This is a genomic window from Kribbella sp. NPDC051620 (genome assembly GCF_044453825.1).
Taxonomy (GTDB): Bacteria; Actinomycetota; Actinomycetes; order Propionibacteriales; family Kribbellaceae; genus Kribbella.
The window spans coordinates 52,021-67,838 of sequence record NZ_JBITDB010000001.1; the positions used below are offsets into that span (position 1 = coordinate 52,021).

Consider the following 15,818-nt stretch of genomic DNA (forward strand, 5'->3'; position numbering starts at 1 on the left):
CCCCGATGATCCTCCGCCTGGCCGAGCGCGCCGCGGTGCTGGTGCTCAGCCTCGCGGTCGCCTCGGTGCTCGTCTTCGGCTTCATGGCGGTACTCCCGGGCGACCCGGCCCGGGTCGCTCTGGGCGTCAACGCTTCGGACGAGGCCGTCGCTGCATTGCGTCAGCAGTTCGGGCTGGACCGTTCTTTGGCGACTCAGTACTTCGACTGGCTCGGTGGGCTCCTGCATGGCGACTTCGGCACGTCGTACGTGTCGAAGGTTGCCATCGGCCCACAAATCGCCGACCGCTTCCAGGTGACGCTCTGGCTGGTCGTGGTCAGCATGGTGATCGCGCTGGTGCTCGCCGCTCCGGCGGGAACGGTGATGGCTGCCCGCCACCGCCGGCTCTCTGGGTTGGCGCTCTCTGCTCTCTCTCAACTGGGAGTCGCGATCCCGGCGTTTCTCGCGGGGATCCTGCTGATCATGGTGTTCGCGGTGAAGCTCGGCTGGCTGCCCGCCAACGGGTGGACGCCGCCGGCTTCCGATCCGGGGATGTTTCTCAAGCAGCTGATCCTGCCGGCGCTGTCGCTCGGGCTGGTACAGGGTGCTGTGCTGACTCGGTATGTGCGCAGCGCTGTGCTCGATGTCTTGCGTGAGGACTATCTGAGGACGGCGCGGGCGAAGGGCTTGCGGCCGTTTCCTGCTTTGTGGCGGCATGGGTTGCGCAATGCGGCTGTGCCGGTGGTGACGGTGCTCGGGTTGCAGTTGGCGACGTTGCTGATCGGGGCGGTCGTGGTGGAACGGGTCTTCGTCATTCCGGGGGTCGGCAGCCTGCTGCTCGACGGGGTGTCCAATCGCGACCTGCTGCTCGTCCAGGACGTGGTGATGGTGCTCGTCGTCGCCGTCCTGGTGGTCAACTTCCTCGTCGATCTCCTGTACGTCGCGTTGGATCCCCGGTTGCGGGTGGCGCGATGAGACGGTGGAACCCGAGTCTCGTGGTCGGCCTGGTGATCGTCGGACTGATCGCGGTCATCGCCTTGCTGTCCTTTGCGTGGACTCCGTACGACGCGACGCTGGTCGACCCGTCGGGGCGGCTGGCCTCGCCGTCTTGGGCGCATTGGTTCGGGACGGACAAGTTCGGGCGGGATGTGCTGAGCCAGCTGATGGTCGGGTCGCGGACGACGCTGTTTGTCGGGTTGGTCGCGGTTGGGGTCGCGGCCGTCATCGGCGTACCGGTCGGTGTGTTTGCTGCGATGAGTCCGCGGTGGGTGTCGGAAGTGGTGATGCGGGGGAACGACTTGTTGCTGGCGTTTCCGGCGTTGTTGCTGGCGATCATGTTCGGGGCGGTCTTCGGGGCCAGTACGTTGACAGCGATGATTGCCATCGGCATCGCTACGGTGCCTTCGTTCGCCCGCGTCATCCGGAGTGGGGCGTTGCAGGTGATGCGGACGGAGTACGTGCTGGCGGCTCGGGCTGCTGGGCGGCGGCCGTTTCCGGTGGCTCTGCGGCACGTGTTGCCTAACGTGACGAGCCTGATCACCGTGCAGGCTTCGGTGTCGTTTGCGATCGCAGTACTCGCTGAGGCTGCGCTGTCGTTCCTTGGGTATGGGACGCCGCCGCCGACTCCTTCGTGGGGGCGGATGTTGCAGGAGAGCCAGGAGTTCTTGTTCAGCGCGCCGCGGCTGGCGGTGTTCCCGGGGGTGGCGATCGCTCTGGCCGTACTGGGGTTCAACCTGCTCGGGGACGGGCTGCGAGACCGGTTCGATCCGAAGCTGGAGGACCGGCGATGACTTCCGGGGATGTACTGCGCGATGAGGCTCGGGCCGACGTGCTTTCGGTGCGGGGACTGACCGTGACGGTACGGGACACGACGCTGGTCGCCGAGGTGGATCTGACGGTCGGGCCGGGGGAGCGGGTCGGGCTGATCGGCGAGTCGGGGTCGGGCAAGTCACTGACGGCCTTGAGCATCATCGGATTGCTGCCGGAGGACGTGCACGCTGCTGGATCGGTACGGTTGGCAGGCGTCTCGCACGACCTGCTGGGTGCCGACGAGCGGCAGATGTCGCGCGTACGGGGCAGCTCATTGGCAATGGTCTTCCAGGAACCGATGACCGCGCTCAACCCGACCATGCGGGTGGGCGATCAGGTCGCCGAGGCGATGCTCATCCATCACACCGTCTCCGGTCGTCGAGCCGGCCGCCTGGCTGCCACCGAACTCCTGGACCGCGTCGGCCTGCCCGGTACCTTCCGCTCGTACCCTCATCAGCTGTCCGGTGGCCAACGGCAACGAGTAGTCGTAGCGCTTGCCCTGGCCAACGACCCCGCGCTGCTGATCTGCGACGAGCCCACCACCGCTCTCGACGTCACGGTCCAAGCGATGATCCTGGACCTGATCATGAAGGGCGTCGCCGCCCGCTCCTCTGCTCTGCTGTTCATCACCCACGACCTGGCCGTCGTCGCCACCGTCTGCCAACGAGTCCTGGTCATGTACGGCGGCCGAGTCGTCGAGTCCGGCCCAGTGGCCGAAGTCTTCACCAACCCACGCCACCGCTACACCCAAGGCTTGCTGGCGGCGTCCGACCTGGAATCCGCCGAAGCCCGCTTGCCGACCATCCCCGGCAACGTCCCGGCGGCCGGCCAGTTCCCGTCCGGCTGCGTCTTCCGAACCCGCTGCGCCTTTGCCACCGACACCTGCGCCGAGGTTCCGCCGTGGACCGGTACCGACGCACACGGCTTCGCCTGCCATCACCCCGCTCCGTCCTTGGAGCGTGCCCATGCCTGAACCTGCTATCCGTGTGGTCGATGTCGTGCGTGACTACCCTCGTGCCCGCACCTCGTTGCTCAAGGCAACCCCGACCGTCCACGCGCTTCGTGGCGTCAGCCTCGAAGTACAACCCGGCGAACGGTTCGGCATAGTGGGCGAGTCCGGCTGCGGCAAGTCCACATTGCTCCGCATCATCGCCGCCCTCGACCGCGCCACGTCCGGCCAAGTGGTTGTCGAGGGCACCGATATCACCAGGCTCCCGGAGCGTCGGCTCAAGTTTCTCCGGTCGAGCCTCCAGCTGGTCTTCCAAGACCCGATGAGCTCCCTCGACCCGCGCATGCGAGTCCGCGACATCATCGCCGAACCCCTCGTAGTACAAGGCCATCCAGCATCGGGAGAGCGCGTTCGCTCGTTGCTGGAAGCAGTCGGCCTGTCAGCGGACGCCGGCGACCGCTACCCGCACCAGTTCTCCGGCGGACAACGCCAACGCATCTCGATCGCCCGCGCCCTGGCCCCCCGCCCACGCATCCTCGTCGCCGACGAACCCGTCAGCGCCCTGGACGTGTCGGTCCGCGCCCAGGTACTGAATCTCATCTCGGACCTCGTCGACGAACTCAACCTCACCCTCGTCTTCGTCTCCCATGACCTGTCGGTGGTGAAACACGTCTGCGATCGGGTAGCGGTCATGCACGCCGGCGAGATCGTCGAGACCGGCCCCACCGGCCAGGTCTACGCAACGCCCACGCACCCGTACACCCGCCGCCTCGTCTCCGCGATCCCGACCCTCCCGCGAGCCCTGGCCGGCGCCACCACTTCAGACCTCCTGAAAGGAGCCGCGGAATGAACTTTCCCGAAGGTCTGCCGATCGGCTCCGGCTGGATCCCCGCGCCGTCCACCGCCCCCGTGCATTTCCCGTACGACGGAACGCTGGTGGCTCGGGCCCCGGTCGGTACCGTGGACCTGGCCCGTCAAGCCCTCGAGAACGCGCTCTCTGTCCGCGCTGAAGTAGGCCGTCTGCCCTCCCACGTCAGGCGCAAGGTGTTGCAGGGAGCGCTCTCCGCCCTTGCCTCTCAGCGCGACGCCTTCGTCGACCTCCTCGTACTGGAGACAGGCAAACCGGTTGTCGACTGCCGGGTCGAGGTCGAGCGAACCCTGCTCACCCTGGAGACGTCAGCCGAAGAGGTAGCCCGCCTCCACGGCGAAACCGTCCCGCTCGACCTGCTCCCGAGCGGCGACGGCCTGCAAGGCTTCTGGGTCCGCAAACCGATCGGCGTCGTCGTCGGCATCACCGGCTTCAACTACCCACTCTTGCTCGCCTCCCACAAGCTCGCTCCCGCGCTTGCCGCCGGCTGCCCGGTCATCATCAAGCCCGCACCTCAAACCCCGCTCGCCACTTTGTGGCTGGTTCACCTGGTACGAGAGGTGCTGGTCGCCGCCGGCGCGCCCGCTTCGGCTGTGCAGCTAGTGACCGGCGGTGTGGAGGTAGGCGCGACCCTCACCACCGATCGGCGAATCGGCGCAGTCTCCTTCACCGGCTCAGCTTCGGTGGGCCATCAGATTGCCCGAGACGCCGCGCCGACCAAGGTACTGCTCGAACTGGGCTCCAATTCAGCCCTCGTCGTGGCAGCAGACGCGGACTTGGGCGCGGCCGCCGATGCGGTAGTACGAGGCGGCTACTACGCCTCCGGCCAAGCCTGCATCAGCGTCCAGCGAGTCATCGTCGTCGAGTCCGTCCGAGCCGCCTTCCTCGCCGAACTCACCTCGCGCCTGGATCAGGTCGTAGTAGGCGACCCCCGCGACTCAGCCACCCGAGTCTCAGCCCTAATCGACACCCCCTCCACCACCCGAGTCCGCACCTGGATAGCCGACGCCATCACGGCTGGCGCCACCCTCGTCCACCCCCAACTCGAGGCGCCCCCCACGCCCACCTCCGCCGCGCCCGCCCCCGTGGCACCGGCCGCCGCCTCTGGCGGCGCGATCATCCAGCCGACCGTTCTGCTTGATCTTCCGCACGGACAGCTGGTCTGGGACGAGGAGATCTTCGGTCCGGTCATCGCCATCCGCTCCGTGCCTGACATCGCCACCGCCTTCGACACCGTCAACGCGTCGCGCTACGGCCTGCACGCCAGCGTTTTCACCAGCTCGCTCGAGACCGCCTTCGCCGCGATCGATCAGCTCGACGTCGGGGGAGTGGTGGTCAACGAGGTCCCCGGCTTCCGCTCCGACGTGATGCCGTACGGCGGAGTCAAGGACTCCGGTACCGGCCGCGAAGGCCCCCGCTTCGCCATCGAGGAACTCACCACCACCCGGATGGCGATCATCCGCCCCAAACCCTCACCCCCAAAGCCGTAAGCCCTGAGCGCGAAACTCTGAGGAGGTTCCCCGATGACCGACTACGCGAACTTGTTCCGGCTGGACGGCAAGCACGCGGTCGTCGTGGGCGCCGGCAGCGGCATCGGCCGCGAATCCGCCATCGCCCTCGCCGCCCAAGGAGCACGCGTAACAGCCGCCGACCGCGACCTGACCGCCGCCTCGGAGACAACAGCACTCGGCAGCGGGCTTACGGCGTACCGGCTGGATGTTCTCGACGAGCAAGCAGTCATGAAAGCCGCCCAGGACCTCGGCGAAGTAGACATCCTCGTCTTCACCGCCGCCACCAACGTCCGCAAGCGCATCCTCGACTACACCGGCGAGGAGTTCGACCGGGTCGTCGCGCTCAACCTGCGCGCATCCTTCGACCTGATCCGCGCCTTCGGCGGCCCGATGGCGGCGCGCGGCCGCGGCAGCATCATGGGCTTCAGCTCCATCCGCGCGACCACGGTCGAACCGGGCCAGTCGGTGTACGCCGCAACCAAAGCCGGCCTGGTCCAACTGCTCCGCACCGCCGCCGCCGAACTCGGCCCCAGCGGCGTACGCGTCAACGCCATCGCCCCCGGCGTAGTCGAAACCCCACTCACAGCCCAGATCAAAGCCAACCAAGCCTGGTACGACGCCTACGCCCAAAAGTCAGCCCTTGGCCGGTGGGCCACCCCCGACGAACTGGCCGGCGCCGTCATCTACCTAGCCTCCGACGCCTCCTCCTTCGTCACCGGCAGCGTCCTCCACGTAGACGGCGGCTGGACCGCAATAGACGGCCGCTTCAACCCACCCAACTAACCCCGCCCCCTGACCACCCACCCACCGACCACCCCGCCTGCCGACCATCCGCCGGCCTTCCGTCTGGCCATCGACTCGTCTGGAGCTCTGACCACGATGACTGAGCGCCTCGCCGATCTGACCGCCGTCGAGCTCATTGCCCGCTACCGCGACGGCTCGCTCTCACCCGTCGAGGTGCTGGAGGATGTGCTCGCCCGAGTCGACTCACTCGAGCCGAAGCTCTGTGCCCTCTACGCCCCAGACCCGACCGCCGCCCGCGCGGCAGCCCGCGATTCGGAGTACAGGTGGCGTACCGGCGAACCAGCCGGCCCACTCGACGGCGTACCAGTGACCGTCAAGGAAAACATCGCCACCCGCGGCACCCCAGTCCCGCAAGGAACAGCCGCCGCAGACCTCACCCCAGCAACGGAAGACGCCCCAGCCGCAGCCCGCCTGCGAGCATCCGGCGCCGTGATCTTCAGCAAGACCACCATGCCGGAGTACGGCATGCTCTCCTCCGGCGTCTCCACCTTCCACCACCTGTCCCGCAACCCCTGGGACCCCGCCCGTACGCCGGGAGGCTCCAGTGCTGGAGCAGGCGCAGCAGCGGCCGCCGGGTACGGTCCGATCCACCTAGGTACCGACATCGGCGGCTCCATCCGCCTCCCTGCCGGCTGGTGTGGAGTAGTGGGCCTCAAGCCCACCCACGGTCGAGTAGCAGTCGGCAACCCCTACCCAGGCAGAGCAATCGGCCCACTAGCCCGTACTGCCGCCGACGCCGCCCTAGCGCTCACCGTCATCTCCGGCCCCGACCGCCGCGACTACACATCCCTCCCACGCGTGCCCGACAGCTACAGCCCATCAGTGGACCCGCAGGGCCTCCGAATCGGACTACTACTCGACGCAGGCCTCGGCTTGCCAGTAGACCCCGAGGTGAGCGCCGCCGTCTCCGCTGCGGCAGCCCTATTGGAGAAGGCCGGCGCCATCGTCGAACCGATCCCGCCGATCATCACGCGCGAGATGCTCGACGGCCTCGACCACTTCTGGCGCGTGCGTTCGGCGTACGACATCAACGCCCTCCCCGAAGATCGCCGCCTCAAGGTGCTCCCAGAGATCCGTCGCTGGGTCTCGACCGCCTCCGAGCTGACCGCCTTCGACGTCTTCCACGGCTACACCCAGATGCACGCCATGGCCGTCGCGGTCGACAATGCCTTTGCTGACTACGACTTCATCCTGTCCCCGGTCGCCCCGATCACGGCCTTCCCAGCCGAACTCGCCTACCCGACCGACGATCCACTGAAGCCCTTCGAACACATCGCCTTCACCGTCCCGTACAACATGTCCACGCACCCGGCCGCAACCGTCAACTGCGGCTTCTCAAGTACCGGCCTCCCGATCGGCCTGCAAATCGCCGCGCCCCGCTTCAACGACCTCGCCGCGCTGCGCCTGGCCGCGTACGTCGATGCTCAGACGCCACACCGCCCCTGGCCCTCGATCTAGACCTGCGCTTCGCCTGACCGACTTGTGCGTGTTGAGGACTTGCAAACATCTTCAATTCACTACATAGTGAAGTCGTGGAGACCCCGATGGAGGAAGTCAGCCAGTTAGCCGCAGGTCTGAGCGAGCGGGTCCTGGCCGCTCAGCGGGCGTTTGCCGAGGCGGAGCGCGAGCAGGACCACTACGCGATGGACGTGCGCAGCGGGGAGTTGAAGAGTCTGCGCCGACTGGCCGCCGAGCACGGCGTGACTGTGCCCGCCGCCGAGTCGGGCGCCGAGGCGTGACCGGGGCCGTTCCGCTCTACCAGGCGAAGGCGGAGTTCTTCCGGATGCTCGGGCATCCGGTCCGGATCCGGGTGCTCGAGTTGCTGCAGGATTCGCCGCGCCCGGTCCGCGACCTGCTGGCCGACATCGCGATCGAGCCGTCCAGCCTCTCGCAGCAGCTCGCGGTACTGCGGAGGTACGGGATCGTCACCTCGCACCGGGAGGGATCGACCGTCATGTACCAGATCGCCAGCAGCGACGTCGCCGAGCTGCTCCGCGTCGCGCGCCGCATCCTCACCGACCTCATCGCCGGGCAGAACGAGCTGCTCGCCGAGTTGCGCGAAGCCGAATCCAGCCTCGGATGAGCGCTGGTGGGGAGCGCATTCTCGCGCTGCTTCCGACCCGCTCGGATCTGCGATCCACCCTGCGTCAGCCGCGCCGCGACCTGATGGCCGGCGTCACCGTCGCCATCGTGGCGCTACCACTCGCGCTCGGCTTCGGGATCTCCTCCGGACTCGGGGCCGCCGCGGGACTGACCACGGCCGTGATCGCGGGGGCGATCGCCGCGGCCTTCGGCGGCTCGGGACTTCAGGTTTCGGGGCCGACCGGTGCGATGACGGTCGTCCTCGTGCCGATCATGCACACGCACGGCGCATCCGGCGTACTGGCGGTCGGCATGCTCGCCGGGGTGATCCTGATCGGCCTGGCGATCGCCAGAGCCGGTCGCTACATGGCTTTCGTGCCCGCATCCGTGGTGGAGGGCTTCACACTCGGGATCGCCTGCGTGATCGGACTGCAGCAGCTGCCGTCCGCGCTCGGAGTACCGACGCCCGACGGGGATCAGGTCGTGATCGTCGCGGGTCGGTCGCTCGCCGCCTTCGCGACGCACCCGCACTGGACTGCTGCGGCGATGACTGTTGCCGTCGCGTCGGCCATCCTCGTCGGCGGCCGGTTGCGTCCCGCGGTGCCGTTCTCCTTGGTTGCGGTGGTCCTGGCGACCGTGTTGGCTGAGGCGGCCGGGCTGAACGTAGTACGGATCGGTGCTTTGCCGTCAGGCCTGTCCGCGCCCTCGCTGGGGTTTCTGGACTTCTCGGTGCTCTGGACGCTGGCCGGTCCAGCGCTGGCCGTGGCCGCGCTCGCCGCACTGGAGTCGTTGTTGTCCGCCGCGGTCGCCGATGGCATGGGCGTCAACCACAAGCACGATCCTGACCGTGAGCTGTTCGGTCAGGGCTTGGCCAACTTGGTGGTGCCGATGTTCGGGGGAGTGCCCGCTACCGGCGCGATCGCGCGGACGGCGGTCAACGTCCGGTCCGGCGCCGGTTCGCGGTTGGCGGCGCTCGTGCATGCAGCCCTGCTGGCCGCGATCGTGTACACCGCGGCTCCACTGGTCGGACGGATTCCTGTCGCCGCGCTGGCCGGAGTGCTGCTGGCGACAGCTGTCCGGATGGTCGAGGTGGGGTCGGTCCGGGCAATGGCTCGAGCGACCCGATCAGATGCTCTGGTACTGGCGCTGACGGCTGTGGCGACGCTGGCCCTGGACCTGGTGAAGGCGGTCATCCTGGGCCTGATCGTGGCCGGTGCTCTAGCGCTGCGTGCGGTCGCCCGTAGCGCGACTCTTCGGCAGATGCCGCTGCACCCGGATCTGCCGGGGGACCACACCGTGCAGGAGCGAGCGCTGCTCGACGAACACATCGTGGCCTACCGCATCGACGGGCCGTTGTTGTTCGCCGCGCACCGGTTCCTGCTCGAACTGTCCGAGGTGGCGCACGTGTCGGTCGTCATCCTGCGGATGTCCGCGGTCAGCGCGGTCGACGCCACCGGCGCCCTGGTGCTCAAGGACGCGATCGAGAAACTCGAGCACCCGGGGGATGGTGGTGCTGATCTCCGGCATCCAGCCGGATCACCACCAGCCGCTGGATGCGCTGGACGCCATCGCTCATCTGCGCAGCGCGGGCCGGGTCTTCGCTCATACTCCGGACGCGATCGCTGCTGCTCGCGGTCATCTGCATCGCGCTGGCATCGTCGTTTCCGGTCAGTACTCGCCGTAGACCTGGACCTTCGTCCCGATCGGGGTCTCCTCGAAGATGTGATGGATCTGCGGCCGCATCACCCGTACGCAGCGATGGCTCGCCGGATACGTCTTGATCAACGAGTTGACCCGGCTCCCGTGCAGCGCGATCCCCGGGCGGTCCTTGAGGAAGTACAGGGAGTCGTACATGAACGCGTCGTCGTACAGGCTGCTCTCGTGCGCCCCGGCCCACTTGCGCCAGACCTTGCCGGTCCGGTTCGGCGTCTCGTACCCCGGCCCGCCGGTGGAGACCCAGACGATCCGGCGGATCTCCTTGCCGACGATCTGGTAGAGCACCAGGCAGGTCTTGTTGACGTAGATCCCGGGCTCCTTGGTGGCGGCCGGCCGTTTCGTTGCTGTCAGCACCGATCGGACATCCGCGCCGGTCAGTCCGCCCCGGCTGACCGGCATCCCGTTGGTCTCGCGCCAGGCGCACAACGCCTGCTTGGCCCGCTTGGTGATGTCACCGTCGACGTCCCCGACGGGGTATCCGAGCGCGTCGAGCTTGGCCTCCACCTGCTTCGCGTACGCCGAAATGGGCCGCGGCTTGGGCTTCACCGTCGGCTTGGCCGTGGGGTGGACGGATGGTGGGGTGCTTGGCGTGTTCGGAGTACCGGGAGTGCTCGATGCGCCGGGCGTACTCGAAGTACCGGGTGTTGCTGAGGTACCGGGTGTGACTGAGGTACCAGGTGTGGTTGACGTGCTGGGCGTGATCGAGGCGCTCGTACTGCTCGACGGACTCGGCGACGTCGCGGTGGGGCTCGGCGTACCGGACGATCCTGAATCAGCCGCCACGTCCGCGCATCCCGTCACCGTGACGGCGAGCAGGACGACACCAGCAACGAGACCACGCCGTCGAGACACGATTCCCCTTCCGTCGGCTTTCCCAGAGTCGCAGAGGGGCAACGCCATCAGCCGAAGACCCGCCGTACGCCCCATCCGTCCGCCGAGGCTAGTACCGGCAGAGGTCCCGCACCCTCAGTCCCCAACACCTGTCACCGAACCGTTGCCGTCGGTCGCGTACCGACCCTTCGACAGGTCGATCAGCACAAGCTCGTTGCCGAACACATCGGCAACCACCCCACACCGCCCGACCGGTACGTCGAACGGCTCACTCCGCACCTCACCACCGCCCGCAACAATCGCGGCCACGGCCTCGCCGACATCATCGACCAGCCAGGTCGGCGCATAGTCCAACCCCGTCGCCAGGACGAGCTCGGTCTCGCTCTCGGGCAAGGCCAACCCAGCCTGCCCGATGTCGTCGTTGCGCCACAGCAACGCGTGCCCGAGCTCATCTCGATAGAACGCCAGCCCGCTGTCCAGATCGGGCACCCGGACCACCACCGCATCAACCAGCCGCAGCACAGGCTTCATCGCTTGCCGGCCCGGCTACAACCCAAGATCCCGAAGGAACTCCGGCTTGTACGCCTGCATCACCACGTACCGCGGATCAGGAGTCTCCACACCCTCATAGCTCGGCTCAGGCGCGTCCGCCTCATCAACCGGCGTACTCGGATCCACCCACTCCTGCTTGGCGTGACTCCACCGGGTCAGCGTGAAATCCGCACTCAACCGATCATCCGCCACAAGCTCCCGCACAGTCTTCTCAGCCTCAAGAGCATCCGCCTCGGTGTCTGCATAGATCAGCAACCGAGATCCATCCCGAGTAACCGTCACCTGCCCACCCAGCCGCTTCTCCGCCGCCCGATCAAGGTCCACCGCCCGCAACCGCTCCAAGAACGACAACCCATGCTCAGCGTCATCCAACTCAACCTCAACGCGGTACTCATCAGCCATACCCCCACCCTACCGACACCAATCCCCACCACCCGGCATCAGCCGTTTCAGGCAGCGAGTCCGTCGCCTGGGCCACGCTCGCTCACATCGTCGGCAGTAGATGCGCAGGCGCTCTTACAGTTCGAAGCTCGGAAGCGGGCCGCCGCAACATCTCTTGTACTTCCTTCCCGACTCACACCAGCAGGGCTCATTCCGCCCTGGTGGCCACTCGATGGCGTCGCCAAGCTCGCACCGACTAGTGACGGACACCAGCTCGAACATGCTTCTGGCACGGAAGGCTGCTTGGGCGAGGGGCGACAACACGTCGGTTTGACGCGGTAGCAGGATGACTCGGCCACCTTCGTGCTCTCGCAGCACACGCTCGGCAAGCCCGTAGTACAGGTCTACCTCGTCTCCGGATATGGAAGGTTGTACCTCGCGGAGGCTGTCGAAGTCGGCTCGACTCCTGAATTGGAACTTGCCGTCGATCACGTGTGGCGAGCTCAAAAGCTGGCTCAGACCGAGGACTTTCTCTTCTGCCTCGGCATAGCCCATCCGCGCGAGCAGGTCGCTCTCGTTCAGCGGTATGCCCATCTCCCATCTGGTTCTGCGCCGGCCGGCCCGGACGTCTGTCACCCAGTCATCAGCGAGAACCTTCGCCAGACGCTCTTTGACGGTCAAGTCACCAATGGGCGTTCGGTCAACTGCCGGGAGAGCAGCAACTGCTGCGGAGTACCAGCGCAGTGCCTCTTCCAACTGCCCGCGGTCCTCCAGCAGTTCTGCTGCCAACAGCCACGGAAGTCCCGGTGTTTGCCGGTCGGTCATCAGTGCGGCCAGTTCGGCGTGAGCCTCGTCTTCTTGCTCGGTCCTCAAGAGGTAGTCCGCGTATTCGAGGTGCCCCCAATCGCTTGCTTCCCCACCTTCGCTGATCAGTTGCCGCCAGATCGCAACCGCCTCGGCCGACTCGTCTTCTAGTAGATGTGTCTGCGCGGCATCCAACATTTCTGCCAGGTGTCCGTCGGGCCAGCCGCTTCGTCTCTTGTCTGTTGTCAGGTTCGTCATGCCAGGGAAGGTACGGACTTTCCGCCTCGATTCCGGAGGCTTCTTCGAACCTGTGGAAGACCGCCTCCCAGCTAAGCGCTGACATCTGGGACCGAAGAATCAGTCGCGACCGATCACCTATACTTCTGAGTCATGGAGCTGAGGCATCTCGAGCACTTTGTCGCCGTCGCTGAGCAGAAGCACTTCACGCGTGCCGCGGAGGCGATGTCGATCTCGCAGTCCGGTCTGTCCGCCTCGATCCGCGCCCTCGAACGCGAACTCCACGCCTCCCTCTTCGTCCGCAACACCCGCAGCGTCGAACTCACCGAGGCCGGCCGAGCCCTCCTCTGCGAAGGCCGCCGCACGCTGGCAGCCGCCGAGGCGGCGAAGGACGCGGTAGCCGCAGTACAAGGCCTACTCCGCGGCCACCTAACAGTCGGCCTAGAACAATGCCTAGGCGTAGTAGACGTCCCAGCCCTCCTGGCGAAATTCCGCTCCGCCTACCCAGCAGTCGAAATCGAAGTCCGCCAAGGCGGCTCCACCCCCATGCTCGAAGAACTGGCCTCCGGCCGACTGGACATAGCCTTCGTAGCCACCGCCGGCCACCCCATCGACGGCCTGGACCTACGCCCCCTCTCCACCGAAGACATGGTCATGGTCTGCTCAGCCGAGCACCGCCTGGCCAACGCCCCCAAGGTCTCCCTCCAAGACCTAGCAGGCGAGTCCTTCGTAGACTTCGACCCCAGCTGGGGCGCCCGCGCAATCGCCGACCACGCCTTCTCCAACGCAAACGTCAGCCACCCGGTAACCATCGAGGTAAACGACGTCCACACCCTCCTGGCCCTGGTCAGCCACAACCTAGGCGTAGCCCTGGTCCCAGAACGCATAGCCGCCAAACGAGGCGACCACATCACCGTCCCCCTAACCCCCAACTCAGCCGACCCCTGGCAAGTCTCAGTAGCCATCCCCACCGGTTCCGCCGCCAGCCTCGCCGCCGACGCCCTCATCGGCATGCTTCCGACTACTCAGTCCCTCAAGTAGCTGAGCAGACGAGAGATGTCAGGTGACGGGATCTTCTTTCGGGTCGGAGACGACCTTGTGCTCCTTGAGGAGCAGCAATATGACTCGGAGAGCCTGCTGCAAGAAGCGCTGGCCAGGTATCCCGAGGTGCTTGCCGGACCAACAACCGAGGGAGATGGCGAGGGTCGCCTACTGCTGCTTGGCCGCGAGGCGGGGGTGCCGAGCGCTGAAGGTGGAGTAAGGACGTTCAGCCTTGACCATCTGTTCATAGATCAGCAAGGCGTACCAGTTCTGGTCGAGGTCAAGAGATCCTCCGACACGCGTATCCGCCGTGAAGTCATCGGGCAGATGCTCGACTACGCGGCCAACGGAGTGAAGTACTGGCCGCTCTCGCTCCTTCGCCAGTCCCTCGAGGCGCGTGCCGCGGGTGAAGAGAAATCAGTGGAGGATCTGCTCGCCGAACTGCAGTCCGACCTCGACCCGGATGACTTCTGGAAGGCTGTCGAAGCCAACCTGATCGCTGGGCGGATCAGGATGATCATCGTCGCTGACAAGCTGCCGGCGGAACTCGTACGGGTCATCGAGTTCCTCAACGAGCAGATGAATCCGGCTGAGGTACTCGGTGTGGAGCTGCGGCAGTTCGTTGCCGGCAGTCACGTTGCCTACGTTCCCCGAGTGGTCGGCCGAACAGTTGTCGCGGTCGACAAGAAGAGCATCGGTCGACGGTGGACACGCGATTCATTCCTCGAAATTGCAAATGAGCGTTGCAGCGACGTGGAGGTCCAGCTGATCGAACAGCTGTTTGCTCACGTCGACACGCGCGGTACCAAGCTTGCTTGGGGCAGTGGAGCAAATCCCGGCGTCGGCGGCTGGTACAACATCGACGGCCGCTCGACTGTCGTGTGGGTTCTCAACACCAGTAGTGACAGTCCGACGACGCGGGCGCATATCGTCTTCTACTTCGCCGACCTGGTTGGCCGAGCCGGTCTCGAGCGGATGGAGGAGGCGGCATCGATGCTGGAACAGATCCCGGTATTGAGACAGAAGATCGTGGACTCCCGAGCGAGTGGGTGGAAGAAGTACCCCAGCTTGTACCTGTCCGACGTCGCCTCGAATCCCGCCGCGATCAAGACCATCTTCGACGCTATCCTCAAGCTCGTTGACTGAGGGACTGGCTGTTGGCGATGCCCGGAAGCGCTGATGGCCAAGGGTGCGGCGCCACGCTGTTCGAACGGCGTGACGCCGCAGGACTCGACCCGTGGACTACTACCAGGCGTAGTCCTCCGGAGCGGTCCTGTAGCCAGGGAAGATCTCGTCGAGCTTGGTGAGGGCCTTGTCGTCGAGTTTGAGGTCGACGGCGCGGATCGCAGACTCGAGTTGGTCCATCGTCCGAGGTCCGACGATCGGACCGGTCACGGCCGGCTGGTGTAGCAACCATGCGAGTGCGATGTCGCCCGGCGCGTGCCCTAGCTCATCGGCGAAGGCCTCGTACTGCTCGATCTGCGGCCGCATCTTCTCGACGGCCTCCTTGGCGCGGCCTTCGAGTCGGCGCACTCCGTCGACGTCCTTCTTCAGTACGCCGCCCAGCAACCCACCCTGCAACGGCGACCACGGGATCACGCCGAGCCCGAACTCCTGCGCCGCAGGCAGCACCTCCCGCTCCACATCCCGCACGATCAGGTTGTAGATCGACTGCTCGCTGACCAGCCCGGTGTAGTTCCGCTTGGCCGCCTCAGCTTGTGCCTGGGCGATATGCCACCCAGCGAAGTTGCTGCTACCGGCGTACAGGATCTTCCCCTGCTGCAACGCAACCTCCATCGCCTGCCAAATCTCCTCCCACGGAGTGGCCCGGTCGACGTGGTGGAACTGGTACAGATCGATGTAATCCGTCTGCAACCGCTTCAGCGAAGCATCCAACGCCCGACGGATGTTCAGCGCCGACAGCTTCCCCTCGTTCGGCCACCCATCGCCCATGTCCCCATAGACCTTCGTGGCCAGCACAGTCTTGTGCCTGTTGGCGGGGTCCTTCGCGAACCACTCACCAACGATCTCCTCCGTACGCCCCGGGTAGATCGACCGCCCATACCCGTTCGCAGTGTCGAAGAAGTTGATCCCGGCCTCATGAGCCGCACTCATGATCGCGTGGGAGTCCTCCACGCTCGTATGCGGCCCAAAATTCATCGTCCCCAACACGATCCGACTGACCGACAACCCCGTACGCCCAAGCTGAGTGAATTCCATACCTCCCAACCTCCCTCGCCCGCGCCCAGATTTCC

17 protein-coding genes and 1 pseudogene are annotated in these 15,818 nt (G+C 66.2%); 13 read left to right on the forward strand and 5 right to left on the reverse strand.

Annotated elements, in window-relative coordinates:
• The first annotated feature begins 5 nt into the window (after positions 1-5).
• From ACIA12_RS00175 to ACIA12_RS00225, 11 genes and pseudogenes are all read left to right on the forward strand, one after another.
• Entirely contained in the window at positions 6-953 is a 948-nt protein-coding gene (locus ACIA12_RS00175; protein ID WP_396364549.1) for an ABC transporter permease, read from the forward strand.
• A complete protein-coding gene (locus ACIA12_RS00180; RefSeq protein WP_396364550.1) occupies positions 950-1,768 on the forward strand; it encodes an ABC transporter permease in 819 nt (272 codons plus the stop codon). Before ACIA12_RS00175 ends, ACIA12_RS00180 begins: the two co-directional genes overlap by 4 nt.
• On the forward strand, positions 1,765-2,760 hold the full coding sequence (locus ACIA12_RS00185; protein WP_396364551.1) for an ABC transporter ATP-binding protein: 996 nt from the start codon (positions 1,765-1,767) through the stop codon (positions 2,758-2,760). Before ACIA12_RS00180 ends, ACIA12_RS00185 begins: the two co-directional genes overlap by 4 nt.
• Entirely contained in the window at positions 2,753-3,586 is an 834-nt protein-coding gene (locus tag ACIA12_RS00190; RefSeq protein ID WP_396364552.1) for an ATP-binding cassette domain-containing protein, read from the forward strand. The genes ACIA12_RS00185 and ACIA12_RS00190 overlap by 8 nt, the downstream gene beginning before the upstream one ends.
• Positions 3,583-5,094, forward strand: coding sequence for an aldehyde dehydrogenase family protein (locus tag ACIA12_RS00195; protein WP_396364553.1), 1,512 nt, complete (start codon positions 3,583-3,585; stop codon positions 5,092-5,094). The genes ACIA12_RS00190 and ACIA12_RS00195 overlap by 4 nt, the downstream gene beginning before the upstream one ends.
• 33 nt (positions 5,095-5,127) lie before the next feature.
• A complete protein-coding gene (locus ACIA12_RS00200) occupies positions 5,128-5,898 on the forward strand; it encodes an SDR family NAD(P)-dependent oxidoreductase (protein WP_396364554.1) in 771 nt (256 codons plus the stop codon).
• A gap of 96 nt (positions 5,899-5,994) precedes the next feature.
• Complete coding sequence (locus ACIA12_RS00205; protein ID WP_396364555.1) at positions 5,995-7,377, forward strand: amidase; 1,383 nt, start codon at positions 5,995-5,997, stop codon at positions 7,375-7,377.
• Between the two features lie 74 nt (positions 7,378-7,451).
• Positions 7,452-7,658 carry a hypothetical protein gene (locus tag ACIA12_RS00210; RefSeq protein ID WP_396364556.1) on the forward strand — a complete coding sequence of 69 codons (207 nt, stop codon included), beginning with the start codon at positions 7,452-7,454 and terminating at the stop codon, positions 7,656-7,658.
• Positions 7,655-8,002, forward strand: a complete 348-nt coding sequence (locus tag ACIA12_RS00215; RefSeq protein ID WP_396364557.1) for an ArsR/SmtB family transcription factor — start codon at positions 7,655-7,657, stop codon at positions 8,000-8,002. The genes ACIA12_RS00210 and ACIA12_RS00215 overlap by 4 nt, the downstream gene beginning before the upstream one ends.
• A gap of 83 nt (positions 8,003-8,085) precedes the next feature.
• Positions 8,086-9,435: pseudogene (locus tag ACIA12_RS00220) on the forward strand (SulP family inorganic anion transporter); the annotation flags it as partial.
• Between the two features lie 70 nt (positions 9,436-9,505).
• Complete coding sequence (locus tag ACIA12_RS00225; RefSeq protein WP_396364559.1) at positions 9,506-9,685, forward strand: hypothetical protein; 180 nt, start codon at positions 9,506-9,508, stop codon at positions 9,683-9,685.
• Here ACIA12_RS00225 and ACIA12_RS00230 read toward each other — a convergent pair.
• The 4 genes from ACIA12_RS00230 to ACIA12_RS00245 form a co-directional block, all read right to left on the reverse strand.
• Positions 9,670-10,569: a L,D-transpeptidase family protein gene (locus tag ACIA12_RS00230; protein WP_396364560.1), complete on the reverse strand. Its 900-nt coding sequence runs from the start codon at positions 10,567-10,569 to the stop codon at positions 9,670-9,672. The two genes, ACIA12_RS00225 and ACIA12_RS00230, sit on opposite strands and share 16 nt — an antisense overlap.
• 114 nt (positions 10,570-10,683) lie before the next feature.
• Complete coding sequence (locus ACIA12_RS00235; RefSeq protein WP_396364561.1) at positions 10,684-11,079, reverse strand: VOC family protein; 396 nt, start codon at positions 11,077-11,079, stop codon at positions 10,684-10,686.
• A 15-nt stretch (positions 11,080-11,094) separates the two neighbouring features.
• A complete protein-coding gene (locus ACIA12_RS00240) occupies positions 11,095-11,502 on the reverse strand; it encodes a hypothetical protein (RefSeq protein ID WP_396364562.1) in 408 nt (135 codons plus the stop codon).
• Positions 11,503-11,616: 114 nt separating this feature from the next.
• Positions 11,617-12,543 carry an SEC-C metal-binding domain-containing protein gene (locus tag ACIA12_RS00245; protein WP_396364563.1) on the reverse strand — a complete coding sequence of 309 codons (927 nt, stop codon included), beginning with the start codon at positions 12,541-12,543 and terminating at the stop codon, positions 11,617-11,619.
• Positions 12,544-12,675: 132 nt separating this feature from the next.
• On the opposite strand from ACIA12_RS00245, the gene ACIA12_RS00250 reads away from it, so the two are divergent.
• Both ACIA12_RS00250 and ACIA12_RS00255 read left to right on the forward strand, forming a co-directional pair.
• Complete coding sequence (locus tag ACIA12_RS00250; protein ID WP_396364564.1) at positions 12,676-13,563, forward strand: LysR family transcriptional regulator; 888 nt, start codon at positions 12,676-12,678, stop codon at positions 13,561-13,563.
• 15 nt (positions 13,564-13,578) lie between these two features.
• A complete protein-coding gene (locus ACIA12_RS00255) occupies positions 13,579-14,709 on the forward strand; it encodes a hypothetical protein (protein WP_396364565.1) in 1,131 nt (376 codons plus the stop codon).
• 99 nt (positions 14,710-14,808) lie between these two features.
• On the opposite strand, the gene ACIA12_RS00260 is transcribed toward ACIA12_RS00255, so the two are convergent.
• Positions 14,809-15,783 (reverse strand): aldo/keto reductase, encoded by a 975-nt coding sequence (locus ACIA12_RS00260; protein ID WP_396364566.1) that lies wholly within the window; start codon positions 15,781-15,783, stop codon positions 14,809-14,811.
• Positions 15,784-15,818 lie beyond the last annotated feature (35 nt).